Source organism: Klebsiella sp. HMSC16C06 (genome assembly GCF_001808325.1).
In the GTDB taxonomy this organism is placed as follows: Bacteria; Pseudomonadota; Gammaproteobacteria; order Enterobacterales; family Enterobacteriaceae; genus Klebsiella; species Klebsiella variicola.
On record NZ_KV792990.1, the window covers coordinates 1 to 22,179 of the forward strand.

Genomic DNA, 22,179 nt, shown 5'->3' on the forward strand with positions numbered 1-22,179 from the left:
CCTGTGCGCTCCCTGCGCCATGCCAGGCATAACGCAGAAGATTAACCGGGAGCGCAATGTGCGCTGAAGCCGCAGCACCGCACGGCGGTGCTTTCCCTCACCCTACCCCTTTAACTTCGGATCCAGCGCATCGCGCAGGCCATCTCCCAGCAGATTAAACGCCAGCACGGTCACGAAAATCGCCACCGCCGGAAACAGCGCTACGTGCGGGGACATCACCATATCCGCCCGCGCCTCGTTGAGCATCGCGCCCCACTCCGGGGTGGGCGGCTGCGCGCCGAGGCCGAGAAACGACAGACTGGCCGCCGAAATAATCGACACCCCAATACGCATGGTGAAGTAAACCACGATCGATGACACCGTCCCCGGCAGGATGTGGTTGAACAGAATGGTGGCGTCGCTGGCGCCGATGCTGCGCGCCGATTCAATAAAGGTCTGCTGCTTTAACACCAGCGTATTGCCGCGCACCAGACGAGCAAACGCCGGGATCGAGAAGATCGCCACGGCGATGATCACGTTGGCCATCCCGCTGCCCATGACAGCGACCACCGCGATCGCCAGCAGGATCCCCGGAAAGGCGAACAGCACGTCGCAAAGTCGCATAATGAGCCGGTCCCACCAGCCCTCATAGTAGCCGGCCAGCAGCCCAAGCACCGTGCCGATAGCCGCGCCAATCAGCACCGCCAGTACCCCGGCAGCCAGCGAGATCTGCGCCCCGACCAGCACCCGGCTGAAAATATCGCGCCCCAGCGAGTCGACACCGAACCAGTGCACCAGCGAGGGCCCCTCGTTAAGCCGGTCATAATCGAAATAATTTTCCGCATCGTACGGCGCTATCCATGGCGCAACGATGGCTACCGCAATCAGCAACAGCACGAAAATACCAGCGCCCATCGCCACCGGCTGGCGACGAAAGCGCCGCCAGAACTCATGCCATGGGGTATGGATCTCGCCGGGTCTGATACCCGGCATGGCGTTCAGCGCCGCCTGCCTTCTCCAGTTGAGCAATCGCACCTTACTTATACCTGATAGCCGGGTTAATGGCCGCGTACAGCACATCCACCACTAAATTGATAAGAATAAACTCCAGCGAAAAGAGCAGGACTTCCGCCTGAATTACCGGGTAATCGCGCATCTCTACCGAATCGACCAACAGGCGCCCAAGTCCCGGCCAGTTAAACACCTTTTCCACGACGATCGACCCACCGAGCAGAAAGCCGAACTGTAGCCCCATCATGGTCACCACCGGGATCATCGCATTGCGCAGGCCATGCTTGAGCACCACCCACGTTTCGCTCACCCCTTTCGCCCGCGCGGTACGCATATAGTCTTCATGCAACACATCAACGAACGACGCGCGGGTAAAGCGCGCCATGACCGCCGCTACCGCCGCGCCAAGGGTCAACGATGGCAAAATATAGTGCCGCCAGCTGTCGGCCCCCACCGTCGGCAGCCAGCCCAGCTCAACCGAAAACACCTGCATCAGCAGCATGCCGAGAGCAAAAGCCGGAAACGAAATGCCGCTCACCGCCAGCGCCATTCCCAGACGGTCGGGCCAGCGATTGCGCCACACCGCGGCCGCGATCCCCGCCGCCATCCCGAACAGTACCGCCCAGCTCATGCTGGCCAGCGTCAGCCACAGCGTGGGCATAAAGCGGCTGGCTATTTCACTGGAAACGGGACGCCGCGAGGCCATGGAAATGCCAAAATCGCCGCGCAGCACGTTGGTGATGTAGTGCCAGAACTGGACATGCAGCGGCTGGTCAAGCCCCAGCTGCTGGCGCACCATCGCCACCACCTGGGCATCGGCCTCCGGTCCGGCAATCAGCCGCGCCGGGTCACCGGGCAGCATATGGACGAACAGAAACACCAGTACTGCGACGATAAGCAGGGTGGGGATCAGCCCCAGCAGGCGCTTAATCACATAGTTGAGCATCATACCTCCGCAACCCGCCCCGCGGAAAAACCGCCCCCCGCGCGCTGGCGCCGGAGAGCATCATCCCATCCTTCACGGTGTTAAATCTGCCTGTTCAAAACTAAAGCCAGTATCCGGCTGGATATAGAAACCGGTGAGGTTCTTGCTGTGGGCGGAGACCAGTTTCTCGACCACCAGCGGTACCCACGGCGACTCTTTCCAGATAATATCCTGCGCCTCTTTATAGAGTTTGGTTTTCTCTTGCGGGTCGGTGGTTTTCAGCGCCTCGCTCAGCGCGTTATCCACCTGCGGGTTGCTGTAAAACGCGGTATTAAACAGCGTCGGCGGCCAGTTTTGCGAGGCGAACAGCGGCGACAACGCCCAGTCGGCTTCACCGGTGGAGGCGGACCAGCCGGTATAGAACATCCGTACCCCGCTCTCTTTCTGCCCTTTACCTTCCACTTCCGCCGCCCGCTGACCAGCGTCCATCGCCGTCACCTGCGCCTTAATCCCCACCTGCGCCAGCTGCTGCTGGGTGAACTGCAGTACTTTCTGCGCGGTGCTGTGATTATGTGATGACCACAGCGTGGTGCTGAAACCGTTAGGGTAGCCGGCCTCTTTCAGCAACTGGCGAGCTTTCGCCGGATCGTAGGGCCAGGCGGTGTAAGTCTGGGCGTAGGCAATCGACGGCGGCACCACCCCGGTCGCCGGGGTGGCGTATCCGGCAAACGCCACCTTGACCAGCGCCTGACGGTTAATCGCATAGTTGATGGCTTCACGCACCTTCGGATTATCGAACGGCTTCTGCGTCACGTTCATGCTGATGTAGCGCTGCATGATCGACGGGCTGGCCACCAGCTCCAGTTTGTTGTTTTTTGCCAGCAGCGGCGCCTGTTCGTAAGGGATCGGGAAAGCAAACTGCGCTTCGCCGGTCTGCAGCATCGCCGCCCGGGTGTTGTTATCCACCACCGGACGCCAGGTGATGGAGTCCAGCTTCGGCAGGCCTGGCTGCCAGTAACCATCGAACTTGCTGACCTTCACGAAATCGGTCTGGTTCCAGGTGTCGAGCTTATACGGCCCGGTACCCACCGGATGGAAGCCAATATCCTTGCCATATTTTTTCAGCGCCGCCGGCGAAATCATCGCCGTCGCCGGATGGGCGAGAATGTTAATAAATGCCGAGAAGGGCTGCTTCAGGGTAATTTTGACCGTGGTCGGATCGACCGCCTCGGTGCTGGCGATATTTTTATACAGGTTATAGCGCTTGAGATGGTTATCCGGGTTACTCGCGCGGTCGAGGTTAGCCTTGACCGCCTCGGCGTTAAAGTCGGTGCCATCCTGGAATTTCACCCCGCTGTGCAGCTTGATGGTGTACACCAGGCCGTCCGGTGACACGGTATAGCTCTCGGCAAGAACATTTTGTAGCTTCATCTCTTTATCAAGGCCGAACAGGCCTTGATAAAAGGACTTCGCCACCGCCTGCGACAGGGTATCGTTGGCATCATAGGGATCGAGCGTCGTAAAGTTAGACCCGACCGCCACGACCACATCTTTGGCGGCAAAGGCAGGGGCGCTCGCCAGGGCCGCCGCGATACTCAGCGCCAGCCACCATTTGCGTGAAACAGGTTGTGTCATCGTATTCTCCTGAAAAGGTGCGTTATGTGTTGTTATGCTCTGCCCAGCACATCGGCGGATTCGCGGGCGACAAAGTGGTCCGGCCCAACCTGCTGCAATGGCACGCTGGCCATCTCCTCGCCCCGCTTATAGATATTGCCCGGGACGTCATCAGACAGCAGGACTCGCTGCGGATGACGGTAGGCCGGGTCGGCCACCGGTACGGCGGCCATTAGCTTACGGGTATAGGGGTGCTGCGGGTTTTCAAACACCGCACGGCGCGGGCCTATTTCGACAATGCGACCGCGATACATCACCGCCACGCGGTGGCTGATGCGCTCCACCACCGCCATATCATGGGAAATAAACAGAAACGCGATACCCATCTCGCGCTGCAGGTCGAGCATCAGATTGATAATCTGCGCCCGAATGGAGACATCCAGGGCCGACACCGACTCATCGGCTATCACCACCTTCGGATTCAGCGCCAGCGCGCGGGCAATGCAGATCCGCTGCCGCTGGCCGCCGGAAAAGGCATGGGGGTAACGCCAGGCATGCTCCGGCTGAAGCCCCACGCGCTTCAGTAGCCAGGAAACCCGCTCACGCGCGGCTTCCCCGTGCAGCAGGCCATGCACCCGCAGCGGCTCCATAATCGAATCGCCGACCGTCTGACGCGGGTCAAGCGAAGCGTAAGGATCCTGAAAAATAAACTGAATATTACGGCGCAGGGATTGCAGCTTGCTGCCGGAGAGCGTATCAATCCGTTGGCCGTCGAAGGTAATGGTGCCACCCTGGGTTTCGACCAGTCTCAGCAGCGCCCGGCCGGTGGTCGACTTGCCGCAGCCAGACTCTCCCACCAGCGACAGGGTCTCTCCCGGCCAGAGATCAAAACTGACCTTCTCCACCGCATGCACTTCGCGCGTCACGCGATTGAGCAGCCCGCCGCGCACCGGAAAACGGGCCACCAGGTCGCGCACCTGCAGGATAGGCTCCCCCGCCGCCACCGTGTCTGGCGTTTCGGTCTCCGCCTGCGGCTGACCGGGAAGCGAAAAACGGCGCGGCAGATCCTGACCCCGCATCTCCCCCAGCCGCGGAACCGCCGCCAGCAGCGACTGAGTATAAGGGTGCTGCGGCGAACGAAAGATCTCCTCAACGCTGCCGGTCTCTACCGCCTCACCGCGATACATCACCAGCACCCGATCGGCGATATCGGCTACGACGCCCATATCGTGGGTAATAAAGATCACCCCCATCGCCATCTCCTTTTGCAGGACGGCAATGAGTTGCAAAATTTGTGCCTGGATGGTGACATCCAGCGCTGTGGTCGGCTCATCGGCTATCAACACCGCCGGCCGACAGGAGAGCGCCATGGCGATCATCACCCGCTGGCGCATGCCGCCGGAGAGCTGGTGCGGATAGCGTGAGAGCATCTCTTCCGCCTGGGGAATCCGCACCTGGTCGAGCATCTTTTTCGCCGCGCGCAGCGCCTCTTCGCGCCCCAGCCCCTGGTGCAGGCGCAGGGATTCGGCGATTTGTTCGCCGATGGTAAAAACCGGATTCAGCGAGGTCATCGGCTCCTGAAAAATCATGGCCAGATCCGCGCCGCGCACCCGGCGCATCTCGGCGTCCGTTTGCTCATTGAGCGCGATCACCTGCCGGTTACGCCGCCGCAGCCACAGCCCCTCGCTGCTCACTTCGCTGCTGGCGGCGTCAAGCAAACGCATCAGCGCCAGCGCGGTCACCGATTTTCCCGAACCGGACTCACCCACTATCGCCAGCGTCTCGCCGCGACGCAGGCTGAAGGATAGCTGACGCACGGCCTGCACCTCTGGCGCATCCTGTTGGCGAAAGGCCACGTTCAGGTTGCGCACTACCAGCACTTCGCAGGTATCGGTTTCGTGAGTTTGCGACACTCTCCCTCTCCCTTCTTCTATTCGCGATAAATGCCAATGGTCGGCGTATCGCCGGCATAGCACCAGGCGCGGTACATGCCTTCACTGTTAAACGGTAAAACGACGTTACCTTCGCGATCGACGGCAATCAGCCCGCCGCTACCGCCGAGAGCCGGCAGTTTCTCCATCACCACCCGCTCGCAGGCGGTGTAGAGACTCAACTGACCATACTCCATCAGGGCGGCGATATCGTAGGCCGCCAGGGTGCGCATAAAAACTTCGCCGGTGCCGGTGCAGGAGACCGCCACGCTGGCATTGTTGGCATAGCATCCCGCGCCCGGCAGCGGGCTGTCGCCGACGCGTCCGGGCAGTTTGTTGGTCATGCCGCCGGTGGAGGTTGCCGCCGCCAGATTGCCAGCCAGGTCGAGCGCCACCGCGCCGACGGTGCCCATTTTCTGGCGTTCATCGAGCGGGGCGGCGTGGTGGTCGAGGATAATCTCCCCGCCCGCTTTCGCCTCCTGCAGCTGCAGCAGGCGCTCGGGCGTGGAGAAGAGATCGTTTTCCACGCGTTCCATCCCCCGGGAGAAGGCGAAATTTTCCGCGCCCTCGCCAATCAGCAGCACGTGCGGACTCTCCTCCAGTACCAGACGCGCCGCCAGCACCGGATTACGCAAATGTTTGACCCCGGCCACCGCGCCCGCCTGCAGGCTGTAGCCATCCATTACGCAGGCGTCCAGCTCGTGGGTTTGATCGTGGGTAAATACCGCGCCCATCCCGGCATTAAACAGCGGGCACTCTTCCAGCAGCCGAACGGCCTCGGTCACGGTATCCAGCGCACTGGCGCCCGCAGCCAACATCTTCTGCCCGCTTTCGACGATAGTCGACAGCGCCGCCACATACTCTCGCTCCCGCTCCGGCGTCATCTGCGCGCGAGAAATCGCCCCTGCGCCGCCGTGAATTGCTATAACCGCCTTGCCCATTTCGCCAGTCCTTAACGATGAAGTGGATCGCCCCTGCCCCGTCGTACCGCGGCGCGGCGCCGGTCACGTCAGGAATAAGGGTATTGATATCATTATATTGCTGAATGTCTTATACAATTTTTGAATATAGAAAGAGCGGCGGGCGATGTAAAGCCTCGTACCCAGGTGGCATACAGCCCGCGCCGCTTTTCTGCCATAATAGGCGTTTTCGCTGTTTTGCCCGCAGGAGTGACCCATGGATTTTACCGCCGGACTGATGCCGCTCGACACAGCCCTCGCCCAGATGCTCGATCGTATTACGCCGCTGAACGCGACGGAAACTGTACCGCTGTTGCAGGCCTTCTCGCGTGTGACCGCCCATGACATCGTCTCCCCGCTGGATGTGCCCGGCTTTGATAACGCCGCGATGGATGGCTATGCCGTCCGGCTAAGCGACCTTCGCGACGGCGCGGCGCTGCCGGTCGCCGGTAAGGCCTTTGCCGGCCAACCGTTTCACGAGACCTGGCCCACCGGCACCTGTATTCGCATCATGACCGGCGCGCCGGTGCCTGCGGGCTGCGACGCGGTGGTCATGCAGGAAGAGACCGAACAGACCGACGCCGGCGTGCACTTTACCGCGCCGGTGAAAGCCGGGCAGCACATTCGCCGTCGCGGAGAAGATATCGCCCACGGCGCGGTGGTCTTCCCGGCGGGGACGCCCCTGACGGTGGCCGAGCTGCCGGTGCTGGCCTCGCTGGGCATTGCCGAGGTCGAGGTGGTGCGCAAGGTCCGCGTCGCGGTCTTCTCAACCGGCGATGAGCTGCAGCTGCCGGGTCAACCGCTCGGCGACGGCCAGATTTACGATACCAACCGCCTGGCGGTGCACCTGATGCTGCAGCAGCTGGGCTACGAGGTCATTAACCTCGGCATTATTCCTGACGACCCGGCGAAGCTGCGTGACGCGTTTATCGCCGCCGACCAGCGGGCCGACGTGGTCATCAGCTCCGGTGGCGTCTCGGTGGGCGAAGCCGACTACACCAAAACCATTCTTGAAGAGCTGGGGGAGATCGGCTTCTGGAAACTGGCGATCAAGCCGGGGAAACCCTTCGCCTTCGGCAAACTCAGCAGCAGCTGGTTCTGCGGCCTGCCGGGTAACCCGGTTTCCGCCACCGTCACCTTCTGTCAGTTGGTGCAGCCGCTGCTGGCGAAACTCTCGGGCAAGCACGGCCCGCTTCAGGCAACCCGCCTGCGGGTACGCGCCGCCACGCGACTGAAGAAGTCGCCGGGCCGTCTCGACTTCCAGCGCGGTATTCTGCAGCGCAACCCCGACGGCGAGCTGGTGGTGACCACCACCGGCCATCAGGGCTCGCACATTTTCAGCTCATTCAGCCTCGGTAACTGCTTTATCGTACTGGAGCGCGAACGCGGCCACGTCGAAGCGGGCGAATGGGTCGAAGTCGAGCCCTTTAATCATCTGTTTGGGGGGCTGTAATGGCCGTTGAGCTGAGCGACGAGGAGATGCTGCGCTATAACCGGCAGATCGTCTTGCGCGGTTTTGATTTCGACGGTCAGGAGCGGCTAAAAGCCGCTCGCGTACTGGTGGTCGGCCTCGGCGGGCTCGGCTGCGCCGCCGCTCAATATCTGGCGGCGGCCGGCGTGGGTCAGCTCACCCTGCTCGATTTCGACACCGTCTCGCTGTCCAACCTCCAACGCCAGACGCTGCACAGCGACGCGACCATCGGCCAACCGAAGGTGGATTCTGCCCGCGAGGCGCTGGCGCGCATTAACCCGCACGTCCGGCTGGTCCCGCTCAATGCCTTGCTGGATGAGACCGCGCTGTCGGGGCAGATTGCCGATCACGATCTGGTGCTGGACTGCACCGACAACGTCGCCATTCGTAACCAGCTCAACGCCGGCTGTTTCCAGCACACCACCCCGCTGGTCTCCGGGGCGGCGATCCGCATGGAGGGGCAAATCAGCGTCTTCACGTATCAGGATGGCGAACCCTGCTACCGCTGCCTGAGCCGTCTGTTCGGCGAAAATGCCCTCACCTGCGTCGAAGCCGGGGTAATGGCCCCGCTGGTGGGCACCATCGGTTCGCTGCAGGCGATGGAGGCCATTAAACTGCTGACCGGCTACGGCACCCCTGCCAGCGGAAAAATCGTGATGTACGACGCCATGACCTGCCAGTTTCGTGAAATGAAGCTGATGCGTCATCCGCAGTGCGAGGTATGCGGCTCGCACTAACCCCCACACCGGCGACGAGGGTCGTCGGTGGTTTTGTGACCTCTCTCGTTTTTTTATCCCCAGGAGCTTAGCCCCATCCCGCTTGTTGATTTGCGTCAATATAACTTTCATTCGAAAGTGTTTTTATATTCATACGCAAACAAGAGGATAAGCCATGATCTTCAACATCCAGCGCTACTCCACCCATGACGGCCCAGGGATCCGTACCGTCGTCTTCCTGAAAGGCTGCTCGCTGGGCTGCCGCTGGTGCCAGAACCCGGAAAGCCGCGCCCGCAGCGAAGATCTGCTGTATGACTCGCGGCTGTGCCTGGCCGGCTGTGATCTGTGCCAGCAGGCGGCGCCGGAGGTTATCACCCGTACCCTCGATGGTTTGATCATTGATCGGCAAAACGTTAACGACAAGCATATTACTGCGCTGCGTGACTGCTGCCCCACCACCGCGCTAACGGTCTGCGGCGAGGAGAAAAACGTCGAAGCGATCATGGCGACGGTGCTGCGTGATAAACCGTTCTACGATCGCAGCGGCGGCGGCATCACCCTTTCCGGCGGCGAACCCTTTATGAACCCGACGCTGGCGCAGGCGCTTTTCGAAGCCAGCCATCAGGCAGGTATTCACACCGCCGTGGAAACCTGCCTGCACGTGCCGTGGAAATACATTGAACCGGCTTTACCCTTTGTCGACCTGTTTCTCGCCGACCTGAAACACGTCGACGAGGCCGTTTTCCAGCAGTGGACCGACGGCAGCGCCCGCCGGGTGCTGGATAACCTGCAGCGACTGGCGCAGGCAGGGAAAAAAATGATTATTCGCGTGCCGCTGATCCAGGGATTCAACGCCAGTGAAGCCGACATTGCCGCGATCACCGATTTTGCCGCCGACCGCCTGCAGGTCAGCGAGATCCATTTCCTGCCGTACCACACGCTGGGAATGAACAAATACCAGTTACTCAGTCAGCCCTACACCGCACCGGACAAACCGCTGGATGCTCCTGAGCTGCTCGCCTTCGCGCAGGATTATGCGCGGAGCAAGGGGCTAACGGCGATCTTACGAGGATAACCTTATGACGACTCTCAAACTCAATACCCTCAGCGCCCGCATCCAGGCCCATAAAATGGCACTGGTGCATATTGTCAAACCGCCGGTCTGTACCGAACGCGCCCGCCACTACACCGAGATGTATCAGCAGCATCTTGATAAGCCAATCCCGGTACGTCGCGCCCTGGCGCTGGCACATCACCTTGCCGAGCGCACCATCTGGATCAAGCACGACGAACTGATCGTCGGCAACCAGGCCAGCGAAGTGCGCGCCGCGCCGATTTTCCCGGAATACACCGTCAGCTGGATTGAGAAAGAGATCGACGATCTTGCCGACCGCCCCGGCGCCGGCTTCTCGGTCAGCGAAGAGAACAAACGCGTGCTGCATGAAGTGTGCCCATGGTGGCGCGGGCAGACCGTACAGGACCGCTGCTACGGTATGTTTACCGATGAGCAGAAGGCGCTCCTCGCCACCGGTATTATCAAGGCGGAAGGCAACATGACTTCCGGTGACGCCCACCTGGCGGTCAACTACCCGCTGCTGCTGGAGAAAGGCCTCGACGGTATGCGCGCCAAGGTCGCCGAACGCCGGTCGCGCATTAACCTGACGGTGCTGGAAGATCTGCACGGCGAGCAGTTCCTGAAAGCGATTGATATCGTTCTGGAAGCGGTCAGCGACCACAGCAAACGCTTCGCCGCGCTGGCGCGCGAGATGGCGACAGCAGAATCCCGTGAATCACGCCGCCACGAACTGCTGACGATAGCCGAAAACTGCGACATCATCGCCCATGAGCCGCCGAAAACCTTCTGGCAGGCGCTGCAGCTGTGCTACTTCATTCAGCTAATCCTGCAGATTGAATCTAATGGCCACTCGGTCTCCTTTGGCCGTATGGACCAGTACCTCTATCCGTACTACCGTCGCGACGTTGAACTGCAGCAGTCGCTGGATCGCGAACAGGCCATTGAGCTGCTGCACAGCTGCTGGCTGAAGCTGCTGGAGGTCAACAAAATTCGCTCCGGCTCGCACTCCAAGGCCTCTGCCGGCAGCCCGCTGTACCAGAACGTCACCATTGGCGGCCAGAACCTGGTCGACGGCAAGCCGCAGGACGCCGTCAACCCGCTGTCGTATGCCATCCTGGAATCCTGTGGTCGTCTGCGCTCTACCCAGCCGAACCTCAGCGTGCGTTACCATGCCGGGATGAGCAACGACTTCCTCGACGCCTGCGTCCAGGTGATCCGCTGCGGCTTCGGCATGCCGGCGTTTAATAACGACGAAATCGTCATCCCGGAATTTATCAAACTCGGCATCGAGCCGCAGGACGCCTACGATTATGCCGCTATCGGCTGCATCGAAACCGCGGTTGGCGGCAAATGGGGCTACCGCTGCACCGGCATGAGCTTTATCAACTTCGCGCGGGTGATGCTGGCGACGCTGGAAGGCGGCCGCGATGCCACCAGCGGTCAGGTATTCCTGCCCCAGGAGCATGCCCTGTCGAAAGGCAACTTCGCTAATTTCGACCAGGTGCTGGCAGACTGGGATAACCAGATCCGCTACTACACCCGTAAATCCATTGAGATTGAGTATGTGGTCGATACCATGCTGGAGGAAAACGTCCACGATATTCTCTGTTCGGCGCTGGTGGATGACTGTATCGAACGGGCGAAAAGCATCAAGCAAGGCGGCGCGAAATATGACTGGGTTTCCGGCCTGCAGGTGGGTATCGCCAACCTCGGCAACAGCCTGGCGGCGGTGAAAAAACTGGTCTTCGATCAGGGCGCCATCGGCCAGCAGGAACTGGCGAAGGCGCTGGCGGAAGATTTCGACGGTCTGACCCACGAGCAGCTGCGCCAGCGGTTGATCAACGGCGCGCCGAAGTACGGTAACGATGATGACAGCGTCGACGAGTTGCTGGCGCGGGCCTACCAGACCTATATCGACGAGCTGAAGCAGTATCACAACCCGCGCTATGGCCGCGGCCCAATCGGCGGCAACTATTACGCCGGCACGTCGTCTATCTCCGCCAACGTTCCGTTCGGCGCCCAGACGATGGCGACACCGGATGGCCGTAAAGCGCACACCCCGCTGGCGGAAGGGGCCAGCCCGGCCTCCGGTACCGACCATCTGGGGCCGACAGCGGTCATCAGTTCGGTGGGCAAACTCCCCACCGGCGCGATCCTCGGCGGCGTGCTGCTTAACCAGAAGCTGAATCCGTCCACGCTGGAGAATGAGTCCGACAAGCAGAAGCTGATGGTGCTGCTGCGCACCTTCTTTGAAGTGCACAAAGGCTGGCATATCCAGTACAACATCGTGTCACGCGACACGCTGCTGGAGGCGAAGAAACACCCTGACCAGTACCGCGATTTAGTGGTCCGCGTCGCCGGATACTCGGCGTTCTTCACCGCCCTGTCGCCGGATACCCAGGACGATATCATCGCCCGAACCGAACATACGCTGTAACCCTTCGTGCCCGCTGGCGCTATGCTTAGCGGGCCTACCCTGTTCTGCAGGCCGGGTAAGGCAACGTTGCCACCCGGCATTTTCTGCGCTGAGTGAACTTTCATTCGAAATAAATTTGTGCTCCCCATCACATTGTAATTAGAATGTTACTGGTCGAAGTTAAGCCAGGAGCATCCCCTTATGACCGTTAAAGTTATCGTCACCGATATGGACGGAACTTTTCTCAATGACGCCAAAACCTACGATCGCTCACGGTTTCTGGCGCAATTCGCCCAGCTGCAGCAGCGCGGCATTGAATTTGTTGTCGCCAGCGGCAACCAGTACTATCAGTTGATCTCCTTCTTCCCGGAGATCCGCGAGCAGATTTCGTTCGTCGCCGAAAACGGCGCGCTGGTCTTTGAGCATGGCAAGCAGCTGTTCCACGGCGAACTGACCCGCCACGAATCACAGGTGGTGATTGGCGAATTGCTCAAAGATCCGCAGCTCAACTTTGTCGCCTGCGGCCTGCAGAGCGCGTATGTGAGCGATAAAGCTCCGGATGCCTTCGTCGACCTGATGTCAAAGCACTACCACCGTCTGCAGCGGGTAAGCGATTACCATCGCATCGACGACACGCTGTTCAAATTCTCCCTCAACCTGCCGGACAGCGAGATCCCACAGCTGATCGATAAACTGCACGTGTCGCTCGACGGGATCATGAAGCCGGTCACCAGCGGCTTTGGCTTTGTCGATTTGATTATCCCCGGCCTGCATAAAGCCAACGGCATCAGCCGCCTGCTCAAACGCTGGAACCTTTCGCCCCAGCAGTGCGTGGCCATCGGCGACAGCGGCAACGACGCCGAAATGCTGAAGCTGGTGAAATACGCTTTCGCCATGGGTAACGCCGCCGACAGCATCAAGGCTATCGCCGGCTACGCTACCGACGATAATAACCATGACGGCGCGCTGAACGTCATTCAGGCCGTCCTCGATAACACCGCTCCCTTCAACGCGTGACCCTTCGCCGGGGCATCGCGCCCCGGTTTTTCCATTTTGTGCGCCGTAGCAAGATTTTAAACTTGCATTAACTCCATTTTAACTTAAATTAACGTTTGTAAGATTTAATACTTTCGAATGAAAGATACAGCGAGGTTATTATGGCTGCTCTCCCGACCCACGAAACATTACCTGCCGACCACAAAGCGGCAATTCGCCAGATGAAACAGGCCTTACGGGCACAAATTGGCGATGTCCAGGCAGTGTTCGATAAACTCTCAGCGCGTATCAGCGAGCGCCTGGACGAGATTAATGCCCTGAAAGCCACAGGCCAGGAGGTCTGGCCGACGATCCCGTTCAGCGATATCGCCGAAGGAAAAGTGAGCGATGAGCAGCGCGCGGCGATTAAGCGCCGGGGCTGCGCAGTGATCAAAGGACACTACCCGCGCGAACAGGCGCTGGCCTGGGACAACGCGATGCTGGAATACCTCGATCTGAACCACTTCGATGATGTTTACAAAGGACCTGGCGACAGCTTCTTCGGTTCGCTGGAGGCTTCGCGTCCGGAAATCTATCCGATCTACTGGTCCCCCTCGCAAATGCAGGCGCGACAGAGTGATGAAATGGCGGCGGTGCAATCCTTCCTCAATCGCCTGTGGCGCTTTGAACAGAATGGCAAGCGCTGGTTCGATCCGGATGTCAGCGTGATTTACCCTGACCGTATCCGCCGCCGCCCGCCGGGAACCACGTCAAAGGGGCTGGGGGCGCATACCGATTCTGGCGCGCTGGAGCGCTGGCTGCTTCCCGCCTATCAGCAGGTTTTCGCCAACGTTTTTAATGGCAATATCGACGCCTACGATCCGTGGGACGCCGCGCACCGTACCGAAGTGGAAGAGTACACCGTCGACAACACCACCAAATGCTCGGTGTTCCGCACCTTCCAGGGCTGGACCGCGCTGTCGGACATGATCCCGGGTCAGGGGCTGCTACACGTGGTGCCGATCCCGGAGGCGATGGCTTATGTGCTGCTGCGCCCCCTGCTCGACGATGTGCCGGAAGATGAGCTGTGCGGCGTCGCGCCGGGCAGAGTGCTGCCGATCTCTGAGCAATGGCACCCACTCTTAATTAAAGCGTTAAGCTCGATTCCGGCGCTGAACGCTGGCGATTCCGTCTGGTGGCACTGCGATGTTATTCACTCAGTGGCGCCGGTGGAAAATCAACAGGGCTGGGGCAACGTGATGTACATCCCGGCCGCGCCGATGTGCGAAAAGAACCTCGCCTACGCGCAGAAAGTGAAAATTGCTCTGGAAAAAGGGGCCTCGCCGGGGGATTTCCCGCGCGAGGACTATGAGGCCAGCTGGCAGGGGCGCTTCACCCTGGAAGATCTGAATATTCACGGGAAACGGGCGCTGGGTATCCCGGTTTAATCGTCATACAGCCCCTGCGGCTCCACGGCGGTATGGCCTTTGCCCGGCCGGATCCGCCGTACCGAATCACGTACCACCAGCGTGCCGTGCAACAGTAGCGAGCCGTGCGGCGCCTCCGGGCGCAGCAGGCGCTGCTGCAGGAGATGCACCGCCTCGCTGCCCAGCTCATCTCGCGGCACATGCACCGCGGTCAACGGCACCTCCTGGATCGCCGCCAGATTAAACCCGTCGATACTCATTACCGAAACATCCTGCGGCACCCGCAGGCCTCGTTTTTGCAGCGCGCTGACGGTGCCGGCGGCCATAAAATCGCCGCCCACCAGGAAGGCGCTGGGCATCGGGCGCCCCTGTAAGCCGTCAAGCCAGGCCCCTACCTGCTCTTCCGTCTCTCTGGCGCTAAAGTTGGCGACGCTGATGAGATCCCGGCTGGCGGTAAAGCGCAGATTGCGCGCGCGCCATGCTTCCTGGATCCCGCCCAGCCGCAGCTCCATGGTATAGCGGCGCAGGCACATCACGTTCATCACCGCCCGATGGCCCATATCAAACAGATAGCGGGCGGCGCACTGGCCAATCAGACGATGGTCCGGGGCAATGGACGGCAGCCGCATCCCTTCATCCCGACAGTTGATCAATACGCAGGGTTTGCCCACATCCGCCGCCAGGCCATGAATATGCGGATCGTCGATCCCCAGCAGCACCGCGGCCTGGGTCTCCGCTTCGTTCATGCGGGCAAGAAACAGATTGGCGTCGCTGTCGTTCTCGTCCAGTGCGCAGTAGCGCAGGCGCACTTCATGCGCCGCCAGCGCGTTATTGATGCTCTGGATCACCCGGTAGTAGAAGATATCCGATCGCTCATCGAAGGCGCGCTGCGGAGCAAACACCAGCAGATTATTGAGCAGCAGACGCCCGGCGGCCAGTCCCTGCATGACCCCCAGCTCGCGGGCGCACTCCAGCACCGCCCGGCGCGCCTTATCGCTGGTATTCGCCTTTCCGGCCAGGACGCGCGAAACGGTGCTGGCCGACAGCCCGGTGCGGGCGGCGATTTCGGCGACGCGCAGCTTTTTATCCATTTTGTGATCCAGCTCCGATTGGAAAATGAAAGAATTTTCATAATCGCCAAAGCGCTTCCTGTAAGCAAATGACAGAGCGAAATTTGAGATCTCGGTCATTTCATGAAAAAAGTTGCATAAATAGCACTTTGCCCGACGTTTTTTCTCCCTTAGCCTGAATTGGTCCAACATCTCCCATACTAGTTATACCAATGATGTTGAGATAAAAAATAGACTATTCAAATAGTTAAAAAAACTATGTGACCACTCAGGGAAAGAGGCCGTCACTTTCCCCCTACAACGTCTTGTGGAGTGTGCTATGAGTCAAGGCCTCAACAATGATATCGCGGTCAGTAAAACGCGCCGGGTGGTAAAAAACCTGCGCTGGTGGGTGCTGGTCCTGTTTTTACTCGGCGTCACCGTCAACTACATCACACGTAACTCGCTGGGGATTATCGCCCCGGAACTGAAAGCGACGCTCGGTATTACCACCGAACAATATTCCTGGATCGTCGGCGCGTTTCAGCTGGCTTACACGATTTTCCAGCCGCTCTGTGGCTGGCTTATCGACGTCATCGGCCTGAAGCTCGGGTTTATGATCTGCGCTACCCTGTGGGCGCTGGCCTGTATCGCCCACGCCGGGGCTGGCAGCTGGCTGCACCTGGCTATGTTGCGCTTCTTTATGGGCGGCGCCGAGGCGGCCGCCACGCCGGCGAACGCCAAAACCATCGGCGAGTGGTTCCCGAAATCTGAACGGCCAATCGCCGCCGGCTGGGCTGGCGTCGGCTTCTCTATCGGCGCAATGCTGGCCCCGCCGATTATCTACTTCGCCCACGCCTCCTTCGGCTGGCAGGGGGCGTTTATGTTTACCGGCGCGCTGGCGCTGCTGTGGGTGGTGCTGTGGTGGGCTTTCTATCAGAGCCCGGAAAAGCACCCGAACCTCAGCAAAAGCGAGCTGGAGTACATCAAGCAGGATAACGAAGCCCCGCCGGTGAAACAGCCCTTCTTTACCGCGCTCAAAACCGTCTCGAAGAATAAACGTTTCTACGGTATCGCCATCCCCGCCTTTATGGCCGAGCCTGCCTGGGCGGTACTGAGCTTCTGGGTGCCGCTGTACCTGGCGAAAGAGCACGGCATGGATCTGAAGCAGATCGCGATGTTCGCCTGGCTGCCGTTCCTCGCCGCCGATCTTGGCAGCGTGGTCAGCGGCTATCTCACCCGCCTGTACGTTCGCTGGTTCGGCTGCACGCGAGTCAACTCGGTTATCGCCAGCTCGGTAACCGGCGCGTTTCTGATGATCTCGCTGGCCCTGGTCGCCATTACTCGCGATCCCTATATCACCATCATCCTGATCTCCATTGGTGGTTTCGGCCATCAGATCATCTCCTGCATGCTCAGCGCGCTGGTGGTGGAGTCTTTCGACAAGGGACAAATGGCGACGGTCAACGGTATGCGCGGCTCCGCGGCGTGGCGACGAGGCCGGTGAGTGGCAGACGCTCGCCAATGACCGCCCAACCAGCGCCTATCTGGCAAACGCCCACGGGGATGGCGTCGCCCATTATCTTAGCCGTCGCAAAGATGAACGTTTCTACGGGCTGGGTGAAAAAGCCGGCGACCTGCAGCGTAACGGCAAACGCTACGAAATGCGTAACCTCGATGCCATGGGCTACAACGCCGTCAGCACCGACCCGCTGTATAAACATATTCCGTTTACCATCACGCAGCGCAGCGATATCAGCTACGGCCTGTTCTATGACAACCTGAGCAGCTGCTGGCTGGATCTGGGCAATGAAATCGACAACTACCACACCGCCTATCGCCGCTGGCAGGCGGAGGCCGGCGATATCGATTATTACCTGTTTACCGGTAAACAGGTGCTGGATGTGACCAAAGCCTTCGTCCGCCTGACCGGTAAAACCTTGTTCGGGCCAAAATGGAGCCTCGGCTACAGCGGCTCCACCATGCACTACACCGACGCGCCGGATGCGCAAAATCAGCTGATGAACTTCATCCGCCTGTGCGAGCAGCACGCGATCCCTTGCGACTCGTTCCAGCTCTCTTCCGGCTATACCTCGATCAACGGCAAGCGCTACGTCTTTAACTGGAACTACGACAAGGTGCCGCAGCCAAAAGTGATGAGCCAGTCGTTCCATGATGCCGGGCTGAAGCTGGCCGCCAATATCAAACCCTGCCTGCTGCAGGATCATCCGCGCTATGGCGAAGTGGCGGAGCGCGGTCTTTTTATTCGCGATTCGCAAACCGACGCGCCGGAGCGCTCCAGCTTCTGGGATGATGAAGGGTCGCATCTCGACTTCACCAACCCGCACACCGTGGCCTGGTGGCAGGAAGGCGTGACCACCCAGCTACTGGAGATGGGTATCGATTCGACCTGGAACGATAATAACGAGTATGAGGTGTGGGACGGCGAGGCGCGCTGCTACGGCTTTGGCCGCGAAATCGCCATTAAACATATTCGCCCGGTGATGCCGTTGCTGATGATGCGCGCCTCCATGGAAGCCCAGCAGCGCTTTGCGCCGCAAAAGCGCCCGTATCTGATCTCCCGCTCCGGCTGCGCCGGGATGCAGCGCTACGTCCAGACCTGGAGCGGCGACAACCGCACCAACTGGGATACGCTGCGCTATAACATCCGCATGGGGCTGGGCATGAGCCTTTCCGGGCTGTTTAACGTCGGCCACGACGTCGGCGGTTTCTCCGGCGATAAACCCGAGCCGGAGCTGTTCGTGCGCTGGGTACAAAACGGCGTGATGCATCCGCGCTTTACCATTCATTCGTGGAATGACGACCAGACGGTCAATGAAGCCTGGATGTACCCGGAAATCACCCCGGCGATCCGCTCAGCCATCGAGCTGCGCTACCGTCTGCTGCCCTATTTGTACACCCTGTTATGGCAGGCGCATGCCGATGACGAACCGATGCTGCGCCCGACCTTCCTCGATCACCAGCACGATACCCAGACTTTCGCCGAGTGTGATGACTTCCTGCTGGGTCGCGATCTGCTGGTGGCCAGCGTGGTCGAGCCCGGCGCCCGTCAACGCCAGCTGTGGCTGCCCGATAATCAGGACGGCTGGTACGATTTTTACAGCCACCAGTGGTTCGCCGGCGGCCAGTGGGTGACGCTGGACGCGCCGCTGGAAAAACTGCCGCTGCTGGTCCGCGCCGGCGCCGGTCTGCCGCTTAGTGAACGTATTAGCCACGTCGATGCGCAAAAAGACGATCGTCGCGAACTGCAGTTGTTCCCGCTGAAAGGTACCGGCTCAACCCGCGGTCTGCTGTTTGAAGACGACGGCGAAAGCTGGGGCTATAAAGAGGGGGATGCGCTATGGCTGGAGTGGGAAATGATCTGCAGCGCCAACAGCATAAACCTGAATATCAACGCTCGCGGCAGCTACCGTCCGGCGTGGAAAGCGCTGAAGCTGTCATTACCGGCGGGAGAAAAACGGCAACTGCTGGTGAATGGCGTTGAAGGGACCGAGTGGAGGCGCTAAGTGATATGCCGGGCGGCGGCTTACGCCTTGCCCGGCCTGGATTTAATGATGTTCCCGGATTGCGCTACGCTAATCCGGGCTACAAACGGGTGGCCTCAAAATCCCCGGTGGCGCTACCGCTTACCGGGGCTACAGCACTGTGCGGTTTGGTAGCCCGGGTAACGGACAGTTTCAGTAACCATGGGTACAAGATAGCGCTCTTAAGCTCACAATGGCACGGACCGTAGGCCGGATAAGGCGCAGCCGCCATCCGGCGCGAAAGTGGCTCTTTACCCGCAGTTATTGCCCGGCGGCGCTACGCTTGCGCGGGCCTACAGATCACATGCCAGGCGTAGCCCGGGTAAGGCGTAGCCGCTACCCGGGTAACGGACAGGGATTACTCGATACCTTTGCTGCGCAGGTAGTCTTCGTAGTTACCGCTGAAATCGATCACGCGTTCTGGGGTGATCTCCAGGACGCGGGTCGCCAGCGAGCTGACGAACTCGCGGTCGTGAGAAACGAAGATCAGGGTGCCCTGATACATCTCCAGCGCCATGTTCAGCGATTCGATCGATTCCATATCCAGGTGGTTGGTCGGTTCGTCCATGATCAGGATGTTTGGCTTCTGCATCATCAGCTTACCGAACAGCATGCGCCCTTTCTCACCACCAGAAAGGACTTTCGCCGGCTTTTTGATATCGTCCTGGCTAAACAACAGACGGCCGAGGATACTGCGTACCGCCTGCTCGTCGTCGCTTTCCTGCTTCCACTGGCTCATCCACTCGAAGACCGTCAGGTCGTTTTCGAACTCGTACTCATGATCCTGCGCGTAGTAACCAATTTGCGCGTTTTCAGACCATTTCACGGTGCCGTTGTCCGGCTGCAGTTCGCCTACCAGAGTTTTCAGCATGGTGGATTTACCCACGCCATTGGCGCCCAGAATGGCAATCTTCTCGCCCACTTCCAGCAACAGGTTGACCTTTTTGAACAGCGGACCTTCATCAAAGCCTTTGGTAAGGGCTTCCACTTCCAGCGCGTTACGGAACAGTTTCTTGTCCTGTTCGAAGCGGATAAACGGGTTCTGACGGCTGGAGGCTTTAACCTCTTCCAGCTTGATTTTGTCAATCTGGCGCGCGCGCGAGGTGGCCTGACGTGATTTAGAAGCGTTGGCGCTGAAGCGGCTAACGAAGGACTGCAGGTCCGCAATCTGCGCTTTTTTCTTGGCGTTGTCCGCCAGCAGACGCTCACGCGCCTGGGTGGCCGCGGTCATGTATTCGTCGTAGTTGCCCGGATAGACGCGCAGCTCGCCGTAGTCGAGGTCCGCCATGTGGGTGCAGACCATGTTCAGGAAGTGACGGTCGTGCGAGATGATGATCATGGTGCTGTCGCGATCGTTCAGCGTCTGCTCCAGCCAGCGGATGGTGTCGATGTCCAGGTTGTTCGTCGGTTCGTCGAGCAGCAGGATATCCGGATTGGAGAACAGCGCCTGCGCCAGCAGGACGCGCAGTTTCCAGCCCGGCGCGACTTCGCTCATCGGGCCGTAATGCTGTTCAACCGGAATGCCGACGCCGAGCAGCAGTTCGCCGGCGCGCGCTTCGGCGGAGTAACCGTCCATCTCGCCGTATTTGACTTCCAGGTCGGCCACTTTATAGCCGTCTTCCTCGCTCATTTCGGGCAGCGCGTAGATGCGATCGCGCTCTTGCTTCACTTCCCACAGCTCGCCGTGGCCCATGATAACCGTATCCAGCACGGTGAATGCCTCGAAGGCGAACTGATCCTGGCGCAGCTTACCGATACGCTCGTTCGGGTCGAGAGAAACGTTGCCCAGCGTCGGCTCGAGATCGCCGCCGAGGATCTTCATAAAGGTCGATTTACCGCTGCCGTTGGCGCCGATCAGACCATAACGGTTGCCGCCGCCAAATTTAACGGAGATATTTTCGAACAGCGGCTTACTGCCAAACTGCATGGTAACGTTGCTGGATACTAGCACGGGGATATCCTGAAAAAAGAGAATGAGGGGTGTGACACAACAGACATTATGCCAGCAAATGACACACTTTTCACGGCCTGCGGTAAATTCCGCCGCGGCGCTTGTGCTAAGGTCTTTGTCAGATGAGCCGCAGACCAGGGCTCAAACGGTTATTCTGTACGTCATTATGAGGAACCCCATGACCACCAGCCTACCGCGACACCCGGCTTTTTTATCCCTGCAGGGCGGTATCAATTTTCGCGACCTCGGCGGCCAGCGCGCCGCCGACGGACGCACGGTACGCAGCGGCAAGCTGCTACGCTCCGGCGCGCTAAATCGGTTGACGGCGGACGATCTCAACCATCTGGCGACGCTGCCGCTCAGTCGGGTGCTCGACTATCGCGACCCCGGCGAAGTGCAGCGCACCCCTGACAAGCTTAGCCCGCTCACTCACTATTTAAACGCGCCCGCTAATCCGCCGCTCGGCGATGTGAATGCGAAAGTCACCGAGCTGAATGCTGCCACCCTTAACGCGCTGAACGGGGAGCAGTTTATGCTGCAACTGTATCGCCAGTTGCCCTTTAATAACCCGGCCTATCGCCAGCTCGCCGCCTGGCTGACCACGCCTTTTGAAGGCGCTTTACTGCAACACTGCGCCGTCGGCAAAGATCGCACCGGCGTCGGCTGCGCGTTAACCCTGTTTGCCGTCGGATGCGACAGCGAGACGGTCATGGAGGAGTATCTGCTCACCCACGGCATGCTGACACAAGTGGAAGCCTGGATGCTGGAGATGCTGGGCAACGACCTGACGCCCCAGGGACGCCAGAGTCTGGCGGATATCCTGACGGTGAAAGAGTCCTATCTCGCCGCCGCGCTGTCAGCCATCCACCAGCGCTATGGCACGGTCGACGCCTGGCTGGCAGAAGAGTACCAGCTCACCGCCCCGGCACGCGCTTCGCTACAGGACCGGTTACTGGAAGGATAAGCTCCCTGTCACCCGCGTGAGAGGCGGCGATTGCATCATCCGCCAGCCCCGTCAGCCGAGGCGACAGGGAAAAAAATGTGATTTCGTACACATCTGATTTACCTGTTTAGCGGAATGCACATATAATGCGCTCCCATCTACTGTCTCAATCATTAACAAAGGCCTGTGTGG

At 59.9% G+C, this 22,179-nt stretch carries 13 protein-coding genes and 3 pseudogenes; 9 read left to right on the top strand and 7 right to left on the bottom strand.

Annotated elements, in window-relative coordinates:
- Positions 1-102 precede the first annotated feature (102 nt).
- From gsiD to iaaA, 5 genes are all read right to left on the bottom strand, one after another.
- Positions 103-1,014 (bottom strand): glutathione ABC transporter permease GsiD, encoded by a 912-nt coding sequence (gsiD, locus tag HMPREF3142_RS07405; protein ID WP_004147729.1) that lies wholly within the window; start codon positions 1,012-1,014, stop codon positions 103-105.
- A gap of 1 nt (position 1,015) precedes the next feature.
- Positions 1,016-1,936 carry a glutathione ABC transporter permease GsiC gene (gsiC, locus tag HMPREF3142_RS07410; RefSeq protein ID WP_008805798.1) on the bottom strand — a complete coding sequence of 307 codons (921 nt, stop codon included), beginning with the start codon at positions 1,934-1,936 and terminating at the stop codon, positions 1,016-1,018.
- Positions 1,937-2,008: 72 nt separating this feature from the next.
- Entirely contained in the window at positions 2,009-3,550 is a 1,542-nt protein-coding gene (gsiB, locus tag HMPREF3142_RS07415; protein WP_064180396.1) for a glutathione ABC transporter substrate-binding protein GsiB, read from the bottom strand.
- 32 nt (positions 3,551-3,582) lie between these two features.
- Entirely contained in the window at positions 3,583-5,442 is a 1,860-nt protein-coding gene (gene gsiA / locus HMPREF3142_RS07420) for a glutathione ABC transporter ATP-binding protein GsiA (RefSeq protein WP_016160540.1), read from the bottom strand.
- Between the two features lie 17 nt (positions 5,443-5,459).
- Positions 5,460-6,401, bottom strand: a complete 942-nt coding sequence (gene iaaA, locus HMPREF3142_RS07425) for a beta-aspartyl-peptidase (RefSeq protein ID WP_008805796.1) — start codon at positions 6,399-6,401, stop codon at positions 5,460-5,462.
- A 235-nt stretch (positions 6,402-6,636) separates the two neighbouring features.
- Here iaaA and moeA point away from each other — a divergent pair, with 235 nt between their 5' ends.
- The 6 genes from moeA to HMPREF3142_RS07455 all read left to right on the top strand — a co-directional run bounded on the left by moeA (position 6,637) and on the right by HMPREF3142_RS07455 (position 14,520).
- A complete protein-coding gene (moeA, locus tag HMPREF3142_RS07430) occupies positions 6,637-7,872 on the top strand; it encodes a molybdopterin molybdotransferase MoeA (RefSeq protein WP_070611931.1) in 1,236 nt (411 codons plus the stop codon).
- Entirely contained in the window at positions 7,872-8,627 is a 756-nt protein-coding gene (gene moeB / locus HMPREF3142_RS07435) for a molybdopterin-synthase adenylyltransferase MoeB (RefSeq protein ID WP_070611933.1), read from the top strand. Before moeA ends, moeB begins: the two co-directional genes overlap by 1 nt.
- A gap of 154 nt (positions 8,628-8,781) precedes the next feature.
- Entirely contained in the window at positions 8,782-9,681 is a 900-nt protein-coding gene (locus HMPREF3142_RS07440) for a glycyl-radical enzyme activating protein (protein WP_008805793.1), read from the top strand.
- Between the two features lie 4 nt (positions 9,682-9,685).
- Entirely contained in the window at positions 9,686-12,118 is a 2,433-nt protein-coding gene (locus tag HMPREF3142_RS07445; protein WP_070611935.1) for a formate C-acetyltransferase/glycerol dehydratase family glycyl radical enzyme, read from the top strand.
- A 180-nt stretch (positions 12,119-12,298) separates the two neighbouring features.
- The gene (locus HMPREF3142_RS07450) at positions 12,299-13,114 is read left to right on the top strand and encodes a Cof-type HAD-IIB family hydrolase (protein WP_016160538.1); all 816 of its coding nucleotides are present in this window, start codon (positions 12,299-12,301) and stop codon (positions 13,112-13,114) included.
- A gap of 140 nt (positions 13,115-13,254) precedes the next feature.
- Positions 13,255-14,520, top strand: a complete 1,266-nt coding sequence (locus HMPREF3142_RS07455; RefSeq protein ID WP_008805790.1) for a DUF1479 domain-containing protein — start codon at positions 13,255-13,257, stop codon at positions 14,518-14,520.
- On the opposite strand, the gene HMPREF3142_RS07460 is transcribed toward HMPREF3142_RS07455, so the two are convergent.
- Positions 14,517-15,590 (bottom strand): LacI family DNA-binding transcriptional regulator, encoded by a 1,074-nt coding sequence (locus tag HMPREF3142_RS07460; protein WP_049156753.1) that lies wholly within the window; start codon positions 15,588-15,590, stop codon positions 14,517-14,519. The genes HMPREF3142_RS07455 and HMPREF3142_RS07460 overlap by 4 nt on opposite strands.
- 298 nt (positions 15,591-15,888) lie before the next feature.
- Here HMPREF3142_RS07460 and HMPREF3142_RS07465 point away from each other — a divergent pair.
- Both HMPREF3142_RS07465 and HMPREF3142_RS07470 read left to right on the top strand, forming a co-directional pair.
- Positions 15,889-17,040, top strand: a pseudogene (locus HMPREF3142_RS07465) (MFS transporter); the annotation flags it as partial.
- A gap of 1 nt (position 17,041) precedes the next feature.
- Positions 17,042-19,075, top strand: a pseudogene (locus HMPREF3142_RS07470) (TIM-barrel domain-containing protein); the annotation flags it as partial.
- A gap of 376 nt (positions 19,076-19,451) precedes the next feature.
- Here HMPREF3142_RS07470 and HMPREF3142_RS07475 read toward each other — a convergent pair.
- On the bottom strand, positions 19,452-21,044 hold the full coding sequence (locus HMPREF3142_RS07475; protein ID WP_008805786.1) for an ABC-F family ATPase: 1,593 nt from the start codon (positions 21,042-21,044) through the stop codon (positions 19,452-19,454).
- Between the two features lie 48 nt (positions 21,045-21,092).
- On the opposite strand from HMPREF3142_RS07475, the pseudogene HMPREF3142_RS07480 reads away from it, so the two are divergent.
- Positions 21,093-22,008, top strand: a pseudogene (locus tag HMPREF3142_RS07480) (tyrosine-protein phosphatase).
- Positions 22,009-22,179 lie beyond the last annotated feature (171 nt).